This window comes from Streptomyces sp. G45 (genome assembly GCF_049542095.1).
Classification (GTDB): domain Bacteria; phylum Actinomycetota; class Actinomycetes; order Streptomycetales; family Streptomycetaceae; genus Streptomyces.
In genome coordinates, this window is the sequence record NZ_JBMUZU010000001.1 from 4,550,045 (window position 1) to 4,569,585 (window position 19,541).

General features: G+C 72.0%; 17 protein-coding genes, 1 tRNA gene and 1 pseudogene. 10 read left to right on the top strand and 9 right to left on the bottom strand.

All coding sequences use genetic code 11. The features are described from left to right. Nucleotides 1–192 precede the first annotated feature (192 nt). Nucleotides 193–678 carry an Lrp/AsnC family transcriptional regulator gene (locus ACOBQU_RS18860; protein ID WP_423634580.1) on the top strand — a complete coding sequence of 162 codons (486 nt, stop codon included), beginning with the start codon at nt 193–195 and terminating at the stop codon, nt 676–678. 82 nt (nt 679–760) lie between these two features. Here ACOBQU_RS18860 and ACOBQU_RS18865 read toward each other — a convergent pair whose 3' ends face one another. Together ACOBQU_RS18865 and ACOBQU_RS18870 are read right to left on the bottom strand one after the other, a co-directional pair. Continuing rightward, entirely contained in the window at nt 761–1,354 is a 594-nt protein-coding gene (locus ACOBQU_RS18865; RefSeq protein WP_423628490.1) for a TetR/AcrR family transcriptional regulator, read from the bottom strand. Next, entirely contained in the window at nt 1,351–2,865 is a 1,515-nt protein-coding gene (locus ACOBQU_RS18870; protein WP_423628492.1) for a 3-hydroxyacyl-CoA dehydrogenase, read from the bottom strand. The genes ACOBQU_RS18865 and ACOBQU_RS18870 overlap by 4 nt, the downstream gene beginning before the upstream one ends. Nucleotides 2,866–3,057: 192 nt before the next feature. Between ACOBQU_RS18870 and paaN the strand changes: the two genes are divergently transcribed. Then, on the top strand, nt 3,058–4,749 hold the full coding sequence (paaN, locus tag ACOBQU_RS18875; protein WP_423628493.1) for a phenylacetic acid degradation protein PaaN: 1,692 nt from the start codon (nt 3,058–3,060) through the stop codon (nt 4,747–4,749). 294 nt (nt 4,750–5,043) lie between these two features. On the opposite strand, the gene ACOBQU_RS18880 is transcribed toward paaN, so the two are convergent. The 3 genes from ACOBQU_RS18880 to ACOBQU_RS18890 are packed head-to-tail and all read right to left on the bottom strand — an operon-like array spanning nt 5,044 to nt 8,032. Continuing rightward, nucleotides 5,044–5,835 carry a TrmH family RNA methyltransferase gene (locus ACOBQU_RS18880; RefSeq protein WP_423628495.1) on the bottom strand — a complete coding sequence of 264 codons (792 nt, stop codon included), beginning with the start codon at nt 5,833–5,835 and terminating at the stop codon, nt 5,044–5,046. After that, the gene (locus ACOBQU_RS18885) at nt 5,832–7,181 is read right to left on the bottom strand and encodes an HTTM domain-containing protein (RefSeq protein WP_423628497.1); all 1,350 of its coding nucleotides are present in this window, start codon (nt 7,179–7,181) and stop codon (nt 5,832–5,834) included. The genes ACOBQU_RS18880 and ACOBQU_RS18885 overlap by 4 nt, the downstream gene beginning before the upstream one ends. After that, the gene (locus ACOBQU_RS18890; RefSeq protein WP_423628499.1) at nt 7,178–8,032 is read right to left on the bottom strand and encodes a DUF5819 family protein; all 855 of its coding nucleotides are present in this window, start codon (nt 8,030–8,032) and stop codon (nt 7,178–7,180) included. Before ACOBQU_RS18890 ends, ACOBQU_RS18885 begins: the two co-directional genes overlap by 4 nt. Nucleotides 8,033–8,596: 564 nt before the next feature. Here ACOBQU_RS18890 and paaA point away from each other — a divergent pair. The 6 genes from paaA (at nt 8,597) to ACOBQU_RS18920 (ending at nt 13,671) form a co-directional block, all read left to right on the top strand. Next, nucleotides 8,597–9,622: a 1,2-phenylacetyl-CoA epoxidase subunit PaaA gene (gene paaA, locus ACOBQU_RS18895; RefSeq protein WP_423628501.1), complete on the top strand. Its 1,026-nt coding sequence runs from the start codon at nt 8,597–8,599 to the stop codon at nt 9,620–9,622. Continuing rightward, complete coding sequence (gene paaB, locus ACOBQU_RS18900) at nt 9,619–9,909, top strand: 1,2-phenylacetyl-CoA epoxidase subunit PaaB (RefSeq protein WP_423628503.1); 291 nt, start codon at nt 9,619–9,621, stop codon at nt 9,907–9,909. Before paaA ends, paaB begins: the two co-directional genes overlap by 4 nt. Next, a complete protein-coding gene (gene paaC, locus ACOBQU_RS18905) occupies nt 9,906–10,685 on the top strand; it encodes a 1,2-phenylacetyl-CoA epoxidase subunit PaaC (RefSeq protein ID WP_423628505.1) in 780 nt (259 codons plus the stop codon). Before paaB ends, paaC begins: the two co-directional genes overlap by 4 nt. After that, nucleotides 10,679–11,179, top strand: a complete 501-nt coding sequence (paaD, locus tag ACOBQU_RS18910; protein ID WP_423628507.1) for a 1,2-phenylacetyl-CoA epoxidase subunit PaaD — start codon at nt 10,679–10,681, stop codon at nt 11,177–11,179. Before paaC ends, paaD begins: the two co-directional genes overlap by 7 nt. Further along, entirely contained in the window at nt 11,179–12,246 is a 1,068-nt protein-coding gene (gene paaE, locus ACOBQU_RS18915) for a 1,2-phenylacetyl-CoA epoxidase subunit PaaE (RefSeq protein ID WP_423628509.1), read from the top strand. The genes paaD and paaE overlap by 1 nt, the downstream gene beginning before the upstream one ends. A 273-nt stretch (nt 12,247–12,519) precedes the next feature. Further along, a complete protein-coding gene (locus ACOBQU_RS18920) occupies nt 12,520–13,671 on the top strand; it encodes an acyl-CoA dehydrogenase family protein (protein ID WP_423628511.1) in 1,152 nt (383 codons plus the stop codon). Between the two features lie 44 nt (nt 13,672–13,715). Here the strand turns inward: ACOBQU_RS18920 and ACOBQU_RS18925 are convergent, their stop codons facing one another. The 4 genes from ACOBQU_RS18925 to ACOBQU_RS18940 all read right to left on the bottom strand — a co-directional run bounded on the left by ACOBQU_RS18925 (nt 13,716) and on the right by ACOBQU_RS18940 (nt 17,190). Further along, a complete protein-coding gene (locus tag ACOBQU_RS18925; RefSeq protein WP_423628513.1) occupies nt 13,716–14,063 on the bottom strand; it encodes a rhodanese-like domain-containing protein in 348 nt (115 codons plus the stop codon). Nucleotides 14,064–14,256: 193 nt separating this feature from the next. After that, the gene (locus ACOBQU_RS18930) at nt 14,257–15,120 is read right to left on the bottom strand and encodes a hypothetical protein (RefSeq protein ID WP_423628515.1); all 864 of its coding nucleotides are present in this window, start codon (nt 15,118–15,120) and stop codon (nt 14,257–14,259) included. Between the two features lie 121 nt (nt 15,121–15,241). Further along, nucleotides 15,242–16,708 (bottom strand): DUF2252 domain-containing protein, encoded by a 1,467-nt coding sequence (locus ACOBQU_RS18935; protein ID WP_423634582.1) that lies wholly within the window; start codon nt 16,706–16,708, stop codon nt 15,242–15,244. A gap of 398 nt (nt 16,709–17,106) precedes the next feature. Then, nucleotides 17,107–17,190, bottom strand: a tRNA-Leu gene (locus tag ACOBQU_RS18940). 904 nt (nt 17,191–18,094) lie between these two features. On the opposite strand from ACOBQU_RS18940, the pseudogene ACOBQU_RS18945 reads away from it, so the two are divergent. Next, nucleotides 18,095–18,963: pseudogene (locus tag ACOBQU_RS18945) on the top strand (FhaA domain-containing protein). Between the two features lie 10 nt (nt 18,964–18,973). Further along, nucleotides 18,974–19,498 carry an FHA domain-containing protein FhaB/FipA gene (locus ACOBQU_RS18950; protein ID WP_423628517.1) on the top strand — a complete coding sequence of 175 codons (525 nt, stop codon included), beginning with the start codon at nt 18,974–18,976 and terminating at the stop codon, nt 19,496–19,498. The last annotated feature ends 43 nt before the right edge of the window (nt 19,499–19,541 follow it).

Here is a 19,541-nt window from a genome sequence, read left to right on the forward strand (position 1 = left end):
CGGGAACTGACTCCTCGCGGGAGCGGCAACAGAGAGGCGCGACGATGTGATGCGCCTCACCTACCGATTGTTCGGTCGTCGGCACATTTTGGCTACAGGCACCTCCAGGCTGTGGACAAACGGTTCTCCACAGCCTGGGATGTACGCAGTACGTCCATGGTAGGGAGGCGGGGGGACATGGCATCTGAACGAATGGCCGACCGGCAGGACGGGGCCCGACCGGAACCGCTGCCCCGTCCGCTGGACGCCATAGACCGGGACATTCTCCAGATCCTGCACACGGACGGTCGCGCCTCGATACGCTCCGTGGCCGAGCGCGTCCATGTGTCGCGGGCCAACGCCTACGCGCGCATCAACCGCCTCATCGACGACGGCGTGATCCGCGGCTTCGGCGCCCGCATCAACCACGAGCGCGCGGGGCAGGGCGCGTCGGCGTACATCACCCTGAAGATCGTCCAGAACACCTGGCGCACGGTCCGCGAGCAGCTGCGCACCCTGCCGGGCGCCGCCCACATCGCCCTGGTCAGCGGCGACTTCGACGTGCTGCTCCTGGTGCACACGCCGGACAACCGCGCCCTGCGCGAGCTGGTCCTCACCCGGCTCCAGGCGATGCCGGAGGTCCTCAGCACGCGCACGCTGCTGGTCTTCGAAGAGGACGACCTGGAGGCGGAGAGATGAGCCCTCCGCCTCCCTGACGGGCCTTCTCGGGGCCGCTCGCACGAGCCCCGGGCTTCCCCGCCGGTACGGCCTCCGGAGCGCCTCAGCGGTCCGTACGGAGCCCCGTGAAGGCCAGCTGTACGACGGCGTCCGCGACCTCGCCCGCGTTCGCGGCGCCCCGGCTGTCCGGCCGGTACCACTCCACCATGGAATTGATCATCCCGAAGAGGAGCCGGGTGGCGAGGCGCAGTTCGACGTCCGAGCGCAGGTCGCCGTCCGCGACGGCCTCCTTGAACAGCTCGGCGACCTCGTAGTCGAACTCCCTGCGCCGGTCCAGCGCCCACCGCTCGGTGTCGGTGTTGCCCCGCACGCGCAGCAGCAGCGTCACATAGGGCAGCTCGGCGACCAGCACCTCCACGGTGCGGCGCGTGACGTACTCCAGGCGGTCCACTGCCCGCCCCGAGCGCGCCCGCTCCTCGGTGAGGATGGCGAACAGCCCGTCGAGGGCCCGGTTCACCGCGCGCCGCAGCAGCTCCTCCTTGCCCGTCACGTGGTGGTAGATCGACGACTTGGAGATGCCCGCCGCCTTGGAGAGGTGCTCCATGGACGTGCCGTCGTAGCCGCGCTCGTTGAAGACCCGCACCGCGACGTCGAGCAGCGTCTCCGGGGTGTAGGTGTCGCGCCGTGCCGTGGTCATGCGTGCTCCTCCCGCGCGGCGGCCCGGCGCAGCGCCTGTGAGGGGGCGTAGCGCCCCGTGGCGTACTCGCCGTTCATGTCGTCCAGGGTGTCGGCCACCCAGTGGGCGGTCAGATCGCGGCCCCAGGCGAGGGGCCCGCGCGGGTAGTTGACGCCCAGGCGCATGGCCGTGTCGATGTCGTCGGCGCTGGCCACGCCCCGGGCGACGGCGTCGTGGGCGAAGTCGACCAGCATGCACACCGTGCGGGCCACGATCATGCCGGGGGTCTGCCCGATGACGCTGACCTGCTTGCCGAGCGCCTGGAAGAGGCCCACGGCTTCCGCGCGTTGGCGCTCGCTCACGCGGCTGGAGGGGGCGAGGGCGACGCGGGTGGCCGTGCGGTAGTCGAGGGCGAGGTCGAACTGGACCGTGGGCTCCGCCGCGAGGTCGGGCACCTGCCCGTCGGCGAGGGCGAGCAGGACGCCACTGGGGAGCCTGATCCAGCCGGTGAGCGGGGCGCTCGGGTCCTCGCCGCGCTCGACGCGGATCCCGGCCTCCTGGATCAGGTCCACCAGCACGCGCGTGTGCACCATGTCCCCGTAGACGGTGACGGCCTCGGGGGCGTCGGCGGGCTCCTCCGTGCGCGGCTGCGCCTTCGGAGCGTCGTCGCCGTACGCGTACCAGCCCCGCCCGGTCTTGCGGCCGAGGCGGCGCGACTCGACGAGGCGGCGCTGGGCGAGGGAGGGCGTGAACTTGGGGTCGTGGAAGAAGGCCTCCCACACGGAGCGCGTGACGGCCTCGTTCACGTCCTGGCCGATGAGGTCGGTGAGTTCGAAGGGGCCCATGCGGAAGCCGCCGCACTCGCGCAGCACGGCGTCGATGGTGGCCGGGTCGGCCACCCGCTCCTCGTACACCCGCAGGGCCTCCGCGTAGAAGGGGCGGGCGACGCGGTTGACGATGAACCCCGGGGTGTCGGCGCTGCGCACGGGCGTCTTGCCCCAGGCCGCCGCCGTGTCGTACGCGCGCTGTGCGGCCGTCTCCTCCGTGGCGAAGCCGCTGACGACCTCGACCAGGGGCATCAGGGGAGCGGGGTTGAAGAAGTGCAGCCCGACCAGGCGCCCGGGGTGCGCCAGCTCCCCGGCGACGGCGGTCACCGCCAGGGACGAGGTGTTCGTGGCCAGCAGACAGTCCTCGGCGACGACGCCCTCCAGGTCCTGGAACAGCCGCTGCTTGACCTCCAGGCGCTCGACGACGGCCTCGACCACGAGGCCGCACCCCGCGAGCCCCGCCAGGTCCTCGACGGCCGTCAGGCGCCCGGCCGCGGCGGCGCGCTCGGCCGGGTCGACGCGGCCCTTCTCCACGAGCCGGTCGAGCCGGGCGGTGACCGCGGCGGCCGCCTTCTCCGCGAGGCCGGGCACGGCGTCGTACAGCCGCACCGGGTGGCCCGCCACCAGCGCGACCTGGGCGATGCCCTGGCCCATGGTGCCGGCGCCGACCACGGCGACGGGGCTGCTGAGATCGAGTGCTGTCATGCTCGCGATCCTCCCGCACAGGAGTGTTGGCCAGGGGTTCGGGGTGGCCGGGAAGGTTTTCCACAGCTTCGCCAGACCCTCTTGTCCCGACCGATCGTTCGGTTACTCTAGCTCTGTCCGGCTTTCCCCGCACCGCCCCTGCCCAGCTCGCCAGCTCGAAGGAGAGCTGGCCCGACGAGGAGTTGGTCCGCCATGGCCGCCGAACTCACCGCGCAGCAGTTGCTCGACAAGCACCGGCCCACCCTTGACCAGGCCCTGGAGGCCATCAGTACGCGCGCGTACTGGTCACCCCACCCCGAGCACCCCAAGGCCTATGGGGAGAACGGCAGCCTGAGCCTCCCCGAAGGCAAAGCCGCCTTCGAAGCCCTGCTGAACAGCCGCTTCGACCTGGACCAGCCGGGCACGGACGACTGGACGGGCGCCGAAGTGTCCCCCTTCGGCCCCGAGTTGGGCATCACGTATCCGCATCCGGACGTGGACGCGCTGCTGCCCGCCATGCGTGCCGCCATGCCCGCCTGGCGGGACGCGGGCGCCGAGGCGCGGGCCGCGGTCTGCCTGGAGATCCTGGCCCGCGTCAGCGCCCGCACCCACGAGTTCGCCCACGCCGTCATGCACACCAGCGGCCAGGCCTTCATGATGGCCTTCCAGGCGGGCGGCCCCCACGCCCAGGACCGAGGCCTGGAAGCCGTGGCGTACGCGTACGCGGAACAGGCCCGCACCCCCGGCACCGCCGAGTGGACCAAGCCCCAGGGCAAGCGCGACCCCCTGGTCCTGGACAAGCGCTTCACCCCGGTGGGCCGCGGCATCGCCCTCCTGATCGGCTGCAACACCTTCCCGACGTGGAACGGCTACCCAGGCCTGTTCGCCTCCCTGGCCACCGGCAACGCGGTCCTGGTCAAGCCCCACCCGCGCGCGGTGCTGCCCCTGGCCCTGACCGTGCGGATCGCCCGCGAGGTCCTCGCGGAGGCCGGATTCGACGCGAACCTGGTGGCGCTGGCCGCCGAGCGCCCCGGCGAGGGCATCGCCAAGACCCTCGCCCTGCGCCCCGAGGTCCGGATCATCGACTACACGGGCTCGACGGCCTTCGGCGACTGGCTGGAGACCAACGCCCGCCAGGCCCAGGTCTACACGGAGAAGGCCGGGGTGAACACGGTCGTCATCGAGTCGACCGACAACTACAAGGGCATGCTGTCCAACCTGGCCTTCTCCCTGTCGCTGTACAGCGGCCAGATGTGCACCACCCCGCAGAACCTCCTCATCCCCCGCGGCGGCATCACCACGGACGCGGGCGAGAAGTCGTACGACGAGGTGGTGTCCGACCTCGCGGACGCGGTCTCCGGCCTCCTCGGCGACGACGCCCGGGCCAACGGCATCCTCGGCGCCCTGGTCAACCCGGACGTCAAGGCCCGCCTGGACGCCGCCCCGGGCATCGGCGAAGTCGCCCTGGCCTCCCGGGAGATCACCAACCCGGAGTTCCCCGACGCGGTGGTGCGCACGCCGGTCATCGTGAAGCTGGACGGCGCGAAGCCGGACGCCGAGGCGGCGTATCTGAGCGAGTGCTTCGGCCCCGTCTCGTTCGCCGTCGCCGTGGACTCCGCGGCCGACGCGGTGGACCTGCTGCGGCGCACGGTGCGGGAGAAGGGTGCGATGACCGTCGGCGCGTACACCACCTCCGAGGAGGTGACCACCGCCGTAGAGGAGGCCTGCCTGGAGGAGAGCGCCCAGTTGTCGCTGAACCTGACGGGCGGGGTGTATGTGAACCAGACAGCGGCGTTCTCCGACTTCCACGGCTCCGGCGGCAACCCGTCGGCGAACGCCGCCCTGTGCGACAGCGCGTTCGTCGCCAACCGCTTCCGGGTGGTGGAGATCCGCCGGGAGGCGTGAGCGCGGGAGCCTGGCGTAGGCGCGGGAGCCTGGCGTAGGCGCCTTGTGCGGGGTCTGGCGCGGCGGCCCTGTGCGCGGGGTGCGGCTCCGGGGGTGCTTGGGTGCCCCCGGAGGCCCGGCAAGTCGGGCTGGCCCAGGAGGCCGGGCTGACCCGGGAGGCCGGAATGCCCGGGAGCCGGGGCGCCCGGGAGGCCGGAACGGCGGGATGCGGGCGGCTCGGGCCGGGCGCGGGGTGCGGAGGCCGGGCAGGCTCCGGGGCCCCGGCGGAAGCTCACGCACCCGCTCCCGGCCGGTCTAGGCCCCCGTACCCGGCGGTCTCCCCGACGTCGAGGCCCAGTGGAAGAGCGTCATGCCGACGCTGGTCGCCAGGTTGTAGCTGGACACCTGCGGCCGCATCGGCAGGGACACCAGGTGTTCGGCGCGGGCGCGCAGCCCCTCCGAGAGGCCGCTGCGCTCGGAGCCGAAGGCGAGCACGGCGTCATCGGGCAGCTTCAGCGCGCGGATGTCCTCCCCTTCGGCGTCGAGGGCGAACAGGGGTCCCGGCGGCAGGCGGTCGGCGTCGACGCGCTCCACGGCGGTGGCGAAGTGCAGCCCGGCACCGCCTCGTACGACGGTCGGGTGCCAGGGGTCGAGCGTCCCCGTCGTCACCACGCCCGTCGCTCCGAAGCCCGCGGCGAGCCGGATCACCGCCCCGGCGTTGCCGAGGTTGCGGGGCTCGTCCAGGACAACGACGGGCGCGGTCCGCGGCAGCCGCGCCAGTGTCTCCAGCTGGGCGGCGCGGGAGGGGCGTACGGCGAGGGCGGCGACCGACGTGGGGTGCAGCCGGGGCACCAGGGCGCGCAGCGTCGCCTCGTCGGTCTCGGCGAGCAGCGTCTCCAGGGGCCGCGTGACGTCCGGCGCGAGATCCTCCGCCAGGGCGAGGACGGCAGCCTTGTCGCTGGTCAGGGCCACCGGGACGCGCGCTCCGAAGCGCAGCGCGTGCTTGAGGGCGTGGAAGCCGTCGAGCAGCACGGACGTCTCGGCGAGCCCGCGCCACGCCCGTACCGCGTCCACCGTCGAACCGCCGCCCCGCTCCGTACCGCTCATGCACCGAAGCCTACGCGCGCATGCTCGGCCCCCTGCGGCGCCTGCTCACCGGTACCCTCTCCGGGCTCCGGAACCGCTGGCGCGCCACCGGAGCGGCGCACCAGGGGCAGGCGGGGCCGGGGGAGGCACGCGGCGACGCCGTCGCGCGCGCGTGCCGCCCAGCCACCGAGCCGCCGCAGGAACGACGTGGGCAGGAACACCGCGTCCGCCGCGATCATCGCGAGCGAGAAGAACGGCAGGCCGAGGACGATCGCGATGCCCACGTGCTCGATGATCATCACGGTGAGCAGGACGTTCTTGACGCGCCGGTTGAGCAGCGTGAACGGGAAGGCGACCTGCACGAGGACCGTCCCGTACGTCACGAGCATCACCATGACGCCATGGGAGGCGAGGAGTTCGGAGAGGGCGGGCCAGGGGGAGAAGGCGTCGAGGTGCAGCGGGTAGTAGACGGCGGTGCCGTCCTGCCAGCGGCTGCCCTGGATCTTGTACCAACCGGCCGTGGCGTAGATCAGACACGCCTCAACCATGATCACGAGCAGGGCGGCGTTGTGCGCGAGGTTCGCGACGACGTCGAGCAGCAGCCTCGCCGCGCCTCGGGGCGCGCGCCGCCCGACGGCCCACCACAGGGCGTGCACGAGCCACAGCCCCCAGAAGAACACCTGCCAGAACGCGCTGAGTTCCCGGGTGACCGTCGCGAAGGCAAGGACGAGCCCCAGGGGCCACCACAGCACCGGTCCGACGCGGTCGGCGGGAACGGCGTGCTCTACGGAGAGGGCGTGCTCTACGGAGAGGAGGGGCTGGGCGGGCCCGCCTACGGAGGCGAGGGGACCGCCGGGTCCGGGGCGCTCCGCGCCGTCCGTACGCCCGGTACGCGCGTGTGCCGCCCGGCGCGCGTCCAGGGACCAGACCTGACCGCACCGCGTGAACACCAGGTAGATGGCCATGAGGTGGATGACGTTGTCGCCGCCGTCGCCCATGAAGATGCTGCGGTTCTGGAGCGACAGGACACCGACCATGAACAGCACGGACATGGTGCGGGTGCGCCAGCCGAGCAGCAGGAGGGCGCTGCTGAGCACCGCCACTCCGTAGACGATCTCGAACCAGGCCGTCGAGTCGGACCACATCAGGACCGTGAAGGCGCCGTTGTCGGAGATGAGCTGCCGGGCCATGTCCCAGCCCCAGGGGCCGTCGGGCCCGTACAGCTCCCTGCGGTGCGGGAGTTCCCGCAGCAGGAACAGCAGCCAGGTCGCGGAGAAGCCGATCCGGACCACGGCGGTCTGGTACGGCCCGAGGGCGGTGCCGGTGACGCGCTGGAGGCCGCGCGCGAGCGGGTCGAGACGGATCACCGGGCGCTCCCCTCGATTCCGTCGGCGGCTCCGTCGGCCACCCGGTCAGCGGTCCCGTCGCGGCCCCTGCTGGCGGAACGGCCGGTGAACGCGCTGGCGGAACGGTGGGCGGAAGCGCTGTCGGCCCGGTCGGACGCGATGTCCCGCCGCGCCCGGGAGGCGTCGGCCAGCGGCAGGTCACCGGGCGCCACCGGCCACCACGGGAGCAGCCGCAGCACGGGCTTGGTGGCCACCTTCTCGTCACTCCACTTCGGCGGTGGCACGCTCGCGGTCCGGGACCGCACCTGCACCTGGTCGATCATGTCGCCGCGCCCGAGCGGGCCCTGCCGGTGGATGCGCAGCAGCGCGATGCGGCGCACGTAGCGCTCGGACACCTCGCCGCGCGGACCGGTGGGACGATTCTGCGCGTCGTGCGTGGACACGAAGAAGTCCCAGGCGCGGCGCAGTTCGTTCTGCTGCGTGTGGCTCGGCAGCGGGTTGTGGTCGATGGCGGCGCCGTCCAGCGCGGACAGGTCGTACCACCGCGTGGTGCGGCTTCCGCCGTCCGCGGTGCGGATCTGCGCGCGGGCCTGGACCGCGACGTTCTGCTGGAGCGGGTTGGGCGCGAACAGCTTCCAGTTCTGCTCGAACTCGGGGTAGACCCAGTCGTCGATGGCCTTCGCGTGCCGCTTGCTCACGGTGTTCGCCGGGGCGACGTGCAGGAACAGCATGCCGAGGTGGACGCATACGGCGACGGCGATCACCGCCAGGGCGAGGGCGGCGGCGAGCTGGTAGCCGCGGGGGAGGGCGGCGATGCCGGTTCTGAACTGCTGGCCCGGCGCGATGGGCGGCCCACTGGCCCGCACGGGCACCGGGGCCGCCTCGGCCCTACCAGCGTCACCAGCACCACGGATACCGCCGAGCCCAGCCACACCAACGGCCCCATCTACCCCATGGGCCCTATCCACCTCGCCTGTCCCGTCAGACCTGTCTGTCCCGTCAGACCTGCCTGCCCCATCAGGCTTATCCGCCCCATCGGACCCGCTCAGCCCATCCACCTCATCGGGCTCGAAGGACCTGCCCAGCTCCTCAGCCCCCTCAGCCCCCTCAGCCCTGCTGGACCGGCCAGCCCCATCCACCCCCTTGGACCCGTCAGCCCCGACGGGCCGATCCCGCGGCCCCTCGTCGTACGTGTCCATTCCGCCCCGTTTCCCGATCCGGTACCGAACCCTGCGGCCGGAAACGGTACTCAGGCCCGCACGCCCGGCACAGCGTCCCGGAGGTTATCCACAGGGTTGACACCTTATGGCGGGGCGCCGCACCATTGAATTCCAACGAACCGAACGATCGGTCGGTCGGCGGTCGACAGAACACGCCGAGCACGCCCGAGCACGCCCGAGCACGTCGAGAACAGCCCGAGGTCGAGGGGGACCGAGATGGCGACAGCGCACCAGACGCCCACGGCGGACGAGTCCGCGCCCGGCGCGGCGGACGCCGCCCAGCTCGCAGCCGCCTTCGACGCGGCGGTGGCGGCGGACGAGCGCATCGAGCCCCGCGACTGGATGCCCGACGCCTATCGCGCCACGCTCGTGCGCCAGATCGCCCAGCACGCCCACTCCGAGATCATCGGCATGCAGCCCGAGGCCAACTGGATCACGCGCGCGCCGTCCCTGCGCCGCAAGGCGATCCTCATGGCCAAGGTCCAGGACGAGGCGGGCCACGGCCTGTATCTGTACAGCGCGGCGGAGACCCTCGGCACCAGCCGCGACGAGCTGCTCGACAAGCTGCACGGGGGCCGCCAGAAGTATTCGTCGATCTTCAACTATCCGACGCTGACCTGGGCCGACGTGGGCGCCATCGGCTGGCTCGTGGACGGCGCCGCGATCACCAACCAGGTCCCCCTGTGCCGCTGCTCGTACGGCCCGTACGCCCGCGCCATGGTCCGCATCTGCAAGGAGGAGTCCTTCCACCAGCGCCAGGGGTACGAGCTGCTGCTCGCTCTCAGCCAAGGCACCCCCGCACAGCACGAGATGGCCCAGGACGCGGTGAACCGCTGGTGGTGGCCGTCCCTGATGATGTTCGGCCCGCCGGACGCCGAGTCGTCGCACTCCGAGCAGTCCATGACCTGGAAGATCAAGCGCCACTCGAACGACGAGCTGCGCCAGCGCTTCGTGGACATCTGCGTCCCTCAGGCCGAGTCCCTCGGCCTCACGCTGCCCGACCCCGACCTCCGCTGGAACGAGGAGCGCGGGCACCACGACTTCGGCCCCATCGACTGGACCGAGTTCTGGTCCGTCCTCAAGGGCAACGGCCCGTGCAACGAACAGCGCATCACCCAGCGCAGAAAGGCCCACGAGGACGGCGCCTGGGTGCGCGAAGCAGCCGCCGCGTACGCGGCCAAGCACGCCGAAGGCCGCGGCGACCGCCAGACGACCAGCGAGCACGGGAAGGCGACCGCATGAGCAGCTCGACCGAATGGCCCCTGTGGGAAGTGTTCGTGCGCTCCCGCCGCGGCCTCTCCCACACGCACGCGGGCAGCCTGCACGCCCCGGACGCGGAAATGGCCCTGCGCAACGCCCGCGACCTGTACACGCGCAGGAACGAGGGCGTCTCCATCTGGGTCGTGCCCTCCGCGGAGATCACCGCGTCCTCGCCGGACGAGAAGGACTCCTTCTTCGAGCCCGCGGCCGACAAGCCCTACCGCCACCCCACGTTCTACGAGATCCCGGAAGGAGTGAAGCACCTGTGACCCCCACGCCCCCGGCCACGCCGGGCCCCCTCACCGCCCCCAGCACCCCGGGCACCCCCGGCACCACGGGCACCACGGCCGCAGCCCTGGCCCTGGGCGACGACGCGCTGGTGCTGTCGCACCGCCTGGGAGAGTGGGCGGGCCACGCCCCGGTCCTCGAAGAAGAAGTGGCCCTGGCGAACATCGCCCTCGACCTCCTCGGCCAGGCCCGCGTCCTGCTGTCCCTGGTCGGCGACGAGGACGAGCTGGCCTACCTCCGCGAGGAGCGCGCCTTCCGCAACGCCCAGCTCGTGGAGCAGCCCAACGGCGACTTCGCCCACACCATCGCCCGCCAGCTCTACTTCTCCACCTACCAGAGCCTGCTGTACGACCGGCTCGCCGCCACGGACACCGACCTGTCCCCCCTGGCCGCGAAGGCCGCCAAGGAAGTCGCCTACCACCAGGACCACGCCGAGCAGTGGACGCTCCGCCTGGGCGACGGCACCCCCGAGAGCCACGAGCGGATGCAGCGCGGCCTCGACACGCTGTGGCGCTTCACCGGCGAACTGTTCCAGCCGCTGCCGGACCTCGACCTCGACTGGCAGACGCTGCGCGACGAGTGGACCACGACGGTCACCGCGGTCATCGAGCGAGCCACGCTCACCGTCCCCGACGGACCGCAGAGCGGCGCCTGGACGGCGGGCGCCGGACGCGAGGGCCTGCACACGGAGTCGTTCGGCCGGATGCTCGCCGAAATGCAGCACCTGCACCGCAGCCACCCGGGGGCGTCATGGTGACCACCGCCCCCACCCCCCTCGAAGAGGAACTGCGCGCCCTGGCGGGCTCGGTCCCCGACCCCGAACTGCCCGTCCTCACCCTCGCCGAGCTCGGCGTGCTCCGCGCCGTCCACGTCAGCGGCCCCGGCCGGGTCGAGGTCGAACTGACCCCGACGTACACGGGCTGCCCCGCCATCGAGGCCATGTCCACCGACATAGAGCGCGTCCTGCACGAGCACGGCATGACCGACGTCCAGGTGCGCACGGTCCTCGCCCCCGCCTGGTCCACGGACGACATCAGCGCCGAAGGCCGCCGCAAACTCGCCGAGTTCGGCATAGCGCCGCCCCGCCCGCACACGACCGACGGCCCCGTCCCCCTCGCCCTCACCGTCCGCTGCCCGCACTGCGGGTCCACCGACACCGAGCTGCTCAGCCGCTTCTCGTCGACGGCCTGCAAGGCCCTGCGCCGCTGCGTCAGCTGCCGCGAACCCTTCGACCACTTCAAGGAGTTGTGATGGCGCGCTTCCACCCGCTCCGCGTGGCGGCGGTCGAGCAGCTCACCGACGACTCCGTGGCCCTCACCCTCGCCGTCCCGCCCGACCTGCGCGAGGCCTACCGCCATGCCCCCGGCCAGCACCTGACCCTGCGCCGCGTCGTCGACGGCACGGAGATCCGGCGCACCTACTCCATCTGCTCACCCGCCCCCCACCCCCACGACCCGGAGGGCCCGCGCGAGCTGCGCGTCGGCGTGCGCGCGGTGGACGGCGGCGCCTTCTCCACATACGCCCACAAGGAGATCGCCGCGGGCGACGAGCTGGACGTCATGACCCCCGCAGGCCGGTTCACCCTGGACCCCGCCCCCGGGCGGTACGCCGCGGTGGTCGGCGGCAGCGGCATCACACCGGTGCTGTCGATCGTGACCACACTCCTGGAGCGCGAGCCGGACGCCGAGTTCTGCCTCATCCGCAGCGACCGCACCACGGCGTCCACAATGTTCCTGGAAGAGGTCGCCGACCTGAAGGACCGCTGGCCCGACCGGTTCCAGCTGGTGACGGTGCTCTCCCGCGAGGAACAACAGGCGGGCCTCACCTCCGGGCGCCTGGACGAGGAGCGGCTCACGCGGCTGCTGCCCGCGCTGCTGCCGGTCGACGAGGTCGACGGCTGGTTCCTGTGCGGTCCGTACGGCCTGGTGCAGAGCGCCGAGCGCACCCTGCGCGCCCTCGGCGTGCGGCGGCAGCGCATCCACGAGGAGATATTCCACGTGGACGCCGCTCCCACCGCGCCCGCCCTCACCCCGGCCCCGGAGCACAGCACGGTCACCGTCACCCTGGACGGCCGCTCCGGCACCTGGCCGGTGCGCTCCGGAGAGTCCCTGCTCGACACGGTGCTGCGCAACCGCGCGGACGCGCCCTTCGCCTGCAAGGGCGGGGTGTGCGGCACCTGCCGGGCCTTCAAGGTCTCGGGAGAGGTGCGGATGGACCGCAACTTCGCCCTGGAGCCGGAGGAGACCGAGGCGGGCTATGTGCTGGCCTGCCAGTCACACCCCACGACGGACAAGGTGGAACTGGACTTCGACCGCTGACACCGCAAGCACCAAGAGCCCTCCGGAGAACGCGAGCACCCCGGCACGGCAGGGGTTCCACGTCGCCGCCCCCCACTCCTGGCGCACCCCTGGCACCCCTCTGGCCCCGGCCCACGCCGACCCTCACCGCTCCTCCCCCCACGGCGTAGCTGTTCCCTTCGCTTAGTACCTGTTCTATCTTGACGCTCCGTCAGAAACCGCCCCTGGGGCGGGTGTACGGGACGACACACGACCGGGCCGGGTCGCGCGGAGGGACAAGCGGAGGGACAAGCAGTGGACTTCACCTTCACCGAAGAGCAGCAGGCGGCGTGCGAGGCGGCCAGGAACCTCTTCGCCGACGTCACCCCCGACGGCGTACCCAGCCCTTCACGCACCCCCGGCGCCGTAGACGACGACTTCGACCGCCGCCTCTGGGCCAGGCTCGCCGACGCCGACCTGCTCAGCCTGCTCCTCACCCCCGAGTACGGCGGCTCCGGCCTCGACCCGGTCGCGCTCTGCCTCGTCCTGCGCGAATCAGCGAAGGTCGTTGCCCGCGTCCCCCTCCTGGAAACCAGCGCCGTCGCCTACGCCGTACAGACCTACGGCAGCACCGATTTGAAGCAGCACACCCTCACCCGAGCCGGACGCGGCGACCTCGTCCTCACCGTCGCCGCACACGGCCGCACCGGCCACGACGGCGCCGAACTCGCCGTCACCGCACACCCCGACGGCGGCCACTGGCTCCTCGACGGCCACCAGACCGCCGTGCCCTGGGCGCACAACGCCGACCTCGTCGCCGTACCCGCCACCGCACCCGAAGGCCGCACCGTCCTCGCGCTCGTCCCCCGCGACCACCCCGGTGTCAGCCTCGACGAACAGATCGCCACCCACGGCGAGCGCCTCGGCGCACTGCGCCTCGACTCCGTACGCCTCCCGGCCCGCGACGTCATCACGGCCAACGGCGCCTGGGACTTCCTGCGCGACCTGCTGACCACCGGCACCTGCGCGCTCGCCCTCGGAATCGGCTCCGCCGTCCTCACCATGACCAGCGGATACACCAGCAAGCGCGAGCAGTTCGGGCACCCGCTGGCCACGTTCCAGGCCGTCGCGGTGCAGGCCGCCGACCGCTACATCGACCTGCGCGCCATGGAGGTCACCCTCTGGCAGGCCGCCTGGCGCCTCAGCTCCCCGGAGCGCGCCACCGCGGGCAACGGCGGGCCGCTCCCCGCGTCCGGGGATGTCGCGGTCGCCAAGATCTGGGCCTCGGACGGCGTACGCCGCGTCGTGCAGACCGCACAGCACCTGCACGGCGGCTTCGGCGCCGACACCGACTACCCGCTGCACCGCTACCACGCCTGGGCCAAATACCTGGAGCTGTCCCTGGGCCCCGCCGCAGCCCACGAGGAAGCCCTGGGGGACCTCCTCGCCGCGCACACCCCGAGCTGACAGCCGATAGCCGCCCGGCACGGGGCGATAGGGCCCGGCGTGGGTCAGATCACCGTGCCGGGCTGGCCCTTGTCGTCGACGACGGGCCTGCCGGAGGCCTCCCAGACCTGCATGCCGCCGTCCACGTTCACCGCGTCGATGCCCTGCTGCACCAGGTACGCCGTCACCTGCGCCGAACGGCCCCCGGAACGGCAGATGACATGCACCCTGCCGTCCTGCGGCGCCGCCTCCGTCAGCTCCCCGAAACGCGCCACGAAGTCAGACATCGGAATGTGCAGCGCACCCGCCGCGTGACCCGCCTGCCACTCGTCGTCCTCGCGGACGTCCAGCAGAAAGTCACCGTCCGAGAGCTCGCCGACCTCAACCGCGGGAACACCAGATCCGAATTGCATGCCCCGACGCTACCCGACCGCCCCGCCCCCAAGCCGCCCACCCGCACCGAACCGACCCGCATCAAACCGACCCACGCCGCACCGACCCGCCGCGAACCGGCCGCACGGCACGGTCGCGAATCACCGCAGTCACCGCAGGCACCGCGGTCACCGCGGTCACCGCGGTCACTGCGGTCACTGCGGTCACCGCGGATCACTCCGAGAGCCGCGCCAGCTCCGCCTCACGCTCGGCCACCTGCGCGAGCAACTGCTCCGCGACCTCCTCAAGCAGCCGGTCCGGGTCATCCGGAGCCAGCTTCAGCATCGAGCCGATGGCGCTCTCCTCCAGTTCCCGCGCCACCACCGACAGCAGCTCCTTGCGCTGAGCCAGCCACTCAAGCCGCGCGTACAGCTCCTCACTGGGGCTCGGCCGCCGCTCCTCGGGCACCGGGCCCGCGTCCCACTCCGCGAGCAGTTCCCGCAGCAACGCCTCGTCACCGCGCCCGTACGCCGCGTTGACCCGTGTGATGAACTCGTCCCTGCGCGCCCGCTCCGCCTCGTCCTGCGCCAGGTCGGGATGGGCCCTGCGGGCCAGCTCCCGGTACAGCTTGCGGACCTCGTCGCTCGGCCGCACCCGCTGCGGCGGCCGCACCGACTGATCCGTCAGCATCGCGGCGGCCTCCGGCAACAACCCCTCACCGTCGACCCAGCCGTGGAACAGCTCCTCCACCCCCGGCATCGGCATCACCCGCGCCCGCGCCTCATCGGCCTTGCGCCGGTCCTCCGGATCACCGGAGCGCGCCGCCACGGCCTCCGCGATCTGCGCGTCCAGCTCGTCCAGGCGCGCGTACATCGGGCCGAGCTTCTGATGGTGCAGCCGCGAGAAGTTCTCCACCTCGACGCGGAACGTCTCCACCGCGATCTCGTACTCGATCAACGCCTGCTCGGCGGCCCGCACGGCCTTCTCCAGCCGCTCCTCGGGCCGCGCCCCTGCGGCACCCCCCGGTACTCCCTCAGAGGTCTCGCTCCGCCCTTCGGGCGTCTCCTGCGGCGTCGGCTCGGCTTCGGGGGTCGTCACTTGACCAGCGTAGGCCACGGCTTGTAGCGGCCGTTGTACGGAACCCTCTTCTCCGGGGGCCCTCCCCCCCCGCCCCCTCCCCTCCTCCCCCTCTCCCCCTGTCAGCTCAAACCTCCACCTCTCAAACCCCCACCTCAGCCCGAACCCTCCCGCTCCGCACCGCCTCCACCAGGCGGGCGTGGTCGGCCTCGGTCCTGTTGGCGTAGGTCACCGCGAAGCGGGTCACCGCCTCGTCGAGTTCGTCGTTCTTGCCGCAGTACCCGGCGATGATCCGGGGGTCGGCGCTGTGCGCGTGTGCACGGGCGAGCAGGGCGCCGGTCATGCGGCCGTAGTCGTCGAGTTGGTCGGCGGCGAGGGCTGCCGGGTCCACGCTGCCCTTGCGGTTTCTGAACTGCCGTACCTGGAACGGCCGTCCGGCTATCGTCGTCCAGCCCAGCAGGAAGTCGCTGACGACCTGCATGCGCTTCTGGCCGAGTACCACGCGCCGCCCCTCGTGCTGGGCTTCCTGCTCCTTGAACCCGGCCGTCGGCAGGTGCGGTAGGAGCACGGACGGGGAGGCCTCCTTGACCTGGAGCACCAGCGGCTCGCCCCGGTGGTCGAGGAGCAGCACGACGTAGGAGCGCAGGCCGACGCTGCCGGTGCCGACGACGCGGAAGGCGACGTCCTGAATCGAGTACCGCGCGAGCAGGGGAAGCCGGTCTTCGGGGAGGGTGGTGCGGTACTCCCCGAGGGCGAGGGTGACGGCTGCGGCTTCCTCGTCCGGCACGCGGCGCAGGACCGGGGGCGCGTCGACGAAGCGGCGGGGCGCTATGGCTCCGGGGGTGTCGGCCGCGTCTGGGACGGGCTCGGTGGACTTGGCGGCGAAGCGGGCGCTGGTGTTCTGCCGTGCTTTCGCGGAGACGCGGTCGAGGGTGCCGAGCAGGTCGCGCGCGTCCGTGTGGGAGACCAGTTCCTCGTCGGCTATCGCGTTCCAGGCGTCGAGGACGGGGAGCTTGGCGAGCAGCCGCATCGTGCGGCGGTAGGCGCCGACGGCGTCGTAGGCGGCTTCTTCGCACGCTTCCTCGGTGGCGCCCGCTTCGCGTCCCGCGAGGACGAGGGAGGTGGCGAGGCGTTTGACGTCCCATTCCCAGGGGCCGTGCACCGTCTCGTCGAAGTCGTTGAGGTCGATGATGAGGCCGCCGCGGGCGTCGGCGTACAGGCCGAAGTTGGCCGCGTGGGCGTCGCCGCAGATCTGGGCACCGACGCCGGTGACGGGGGTGCGGGCGAGGTCGTATGCCATGAGTCCCGCGGTGCCGCGCAGGAAGGCGAAGGGGGACGCGGCCATTCTGCCGACGCGGATGGGGGTGAGGTGGGGGAGCCGGTCTCTGTTGGTGTCCTCTATGACGGAGACGGGGTCGGGCCTGTGGTCGTCGTCGGCGCAGTCGGCGTGCGCGGAGCGCGGGACGCGGTCGCGCAGGGCCTTGCCTTCCTGCTTGGGCTGCGGGTGCCCGGCCGTGCCGTGTCCCGTCCACCGCGCGAAGCCGTCGACGTGCGGCAGCCGACGGGGTGCGTCCTGCTCCCTGGGCGTGGGCACCGTGGCCGTGGGCATCGTGGTCGTGGGCATCGTGGTCGTGGGCATCGTGGTCGTGGTGCTGGTGCCTGGTGTGTTCGTTGTCTCAGTCACGCCATCCCCCCGAGTTCCGGCGTTCGCGCATGCCTGACGCAGTGCCCTGCGGCCGCCGCGTTCTCTGCGGCTTCCGCGTCCGGCCTCGCGAACATCAACTGGGATCGACCGTACCGCCGGGAGCGAATCGCCGTCACAGCCTGTGGATAACTTCGCGGAACCCCGCCGGAACCTGCCGGACCCCCGCCCGGCCCCCGTCCCGCACCCCTCAGTGACATACATCACCGCACTGTCGCCCCCGCTTCGGAATCGGCACCGGGACGTGCCGCGACAGCGTCAGGACAACGCAGAAAGACCCCAGCTAAGCTGGGGTCTTTCGTTTGTGCGCGAGGGGGGAGTTGAACCCCCACGCCCTTTCGGGCACTGGAACCTGAATCCAGCGCGTCTGCCTATTCCGCCACCCGCGCATGGGTGTTGTCTTTGGGTCTCTCACTGTGTGGTGCGAGCGCCTGCCGACATCCAGAAGATTAGCACGCTGCGGAGGGTGGATTCACATCAGTAGTGCTGGGCACCTGCACGGGGACCTCGCAGCGGACCCGCGAGAACCCACGAAGCCTCCCAGGCCCCACCAAGCCCCACCTCGCCCCTCGAGCCCCGCGAGCCCCGCGAGCCCTACGAGACCTACGAGCGCTCGGAGGCCCAGGCCCCGACAGAAAGCACCAGTAACAAGAAGGAGAGCACCCCCACCACGACCGCCCACCCCCATCCCCGGGTCCACCACGACCGCGCTCCACCACGATCACCGCCCCGCGACCGCCCCACGCCCCCCCACCCCGACCCACCCCGCCACACCCCGACCCCGCCCTCAAACACCGCCCCCAGCCACACCCCCACACACGCACCGCCACCCCCCACCCCCCACCCCTCCCCACCCCTCACCCCCCTCCCGACGCAACCAAGCCCCCCGTCAAGTCCTCCTCCAAGGTCCACAGCCACGTGCGGGACACTGTCTTGAGGCCCCCTCTACGATCCCTGTTAATGCGGGGCGCCGAGGCGGGCGCCGACTGGGTCGGGAAGGAGCGCGGAAGGAGCGGAGCCCAACCGGAAGACCCCCGGGTCAACCCGGGCGGGCGGGGTCGCGTCGGTTCCCGGGGGAGCCCTGAAAGATCCCTGAGGATCGGCGGCGGGCCCCTGGCCGGATCTCCGGGGCGTCCCGGAAGGAACCCGGAGGATCCCTGAAGAGCAGTGCGGGCATGCCTTGTGAGAGGCGACACTCGTGGTCTGGGCAGACAGGGGGAACCAGCTGATTTCCCGGCGCGTGGATACGATCAGTAAGCAGTACGAGGATGAGAACGACGGAGGAGGTGCCCCATGGGAGTCCTGAAGAAGTTCGAGCAGCGACTCGAAGGTCTGGTCAACGGCACCTTTGCCAAGGTGTTCAAGTCCGAGGTCCAGCCCGTCGAGATCGCCGGCGCCCTCCAGCGGGAGTGCGACAACAACGCGACGATCTGGAACCGCGACCGGACCGTCGTACCCAACGATTTCATCGTGGAGCTCAGCGCCCCCGACTACGAGCGCCTGAGCCCGTACTCGGGCAGCTCGGCGACGAGCTGTCGGGCATGGTCCGCGAGTACGCGAAGCAGCAGCGCTACAGCTTCATGGGGCCGATCAAGGTCCATCTGGAGAAGGCCGAGGACCTCGACACGGGCCTGTACCGGGTGCGTAGCCGCACGCTGGCGTCCAGCACCTCCCAGGCCCCGGGCCAGGCGCCCGCGGGCCCCGCAGGACCGGCAGGGCCCGGCCAGGGCGCTCGCGGGGGGTACGGATATCCCCCGCCGGGCGTCTCGGACGCTCCGCCCATGCCCGCCGCGCCGCCTCCCGGCGCGGCTCCGGGCCGCCCCGGCGGGCAGGCCCCGGGCAGACCGCAGGGGCCGGGCGCGGGCCCCCTTCCGGGCGCGCAAGTGCGGCGCTGGATTGAGATCAACGGCAATCGCCACCAGATCTCCCGCCCGACGCTGGTGCTGGGCCGCAGCACCGACGCCGATGTGCGGATCGACGACCCCGGCGTCTCGCGTCGGCACTGTGAGATCCGGACCGGAACGCCCTCGACGATCCAGGATCTCGGGTCTACCAACGGCATCGTGGTAGACGGGCAGCACACCACCCGCGCTACGCTCCGCGACGGCTCGCGGATCGTCGTGGGCAGCACCACCATCATTTACCGGCAAGCCGAAGGGTGAAGCGGGGGCAATGTCAGAGCTGACCCTGACGGTCATGCGGCTGGGTTTCCTGGCCGTTCTGTGGCTGTTCGTGATCGTGGCCGTCCAGGTCATCCGCAGCGACCTGTTCGGTACGCGCGTCACTCAGCGCGGCTCCCGCCGTGAGGGCGGCCGCCAGGCGGCGCGGCAGGCCGCGCCGCCGCAGCAGCGTCAGCAGCAGAGCGGGGGCGGACGGCAGGGCGGCGGCCGCCAGCGCCGCGGCGCCCCGACGAAGCTGATCGTCTCGGAGGGCACGCTCACGGGCACGACGGTCGCGCTCCAGGGCCAGACCATCACCCTCGGCCGGGCACACGACTCGACGATCGTCCTCGACGACGACTACGCCTCCAGTCGGCATGCCAGGATCTATCCGGACCGCGACGGCCAGTGGATCGTCGAGGACCTCGGGTCCACCAACGGCACGTATCTCGACCGGACCCGCCTGACCACCCCGACGCCGGTTCCGCTGGGCGCGCCGATCCGCATCGGCAAGACCGTCATCGAGCTGCGGAAGTAGTACGACAATGAGCGAGCGGAGCGAGCGAGCCGACGCGGTCCAG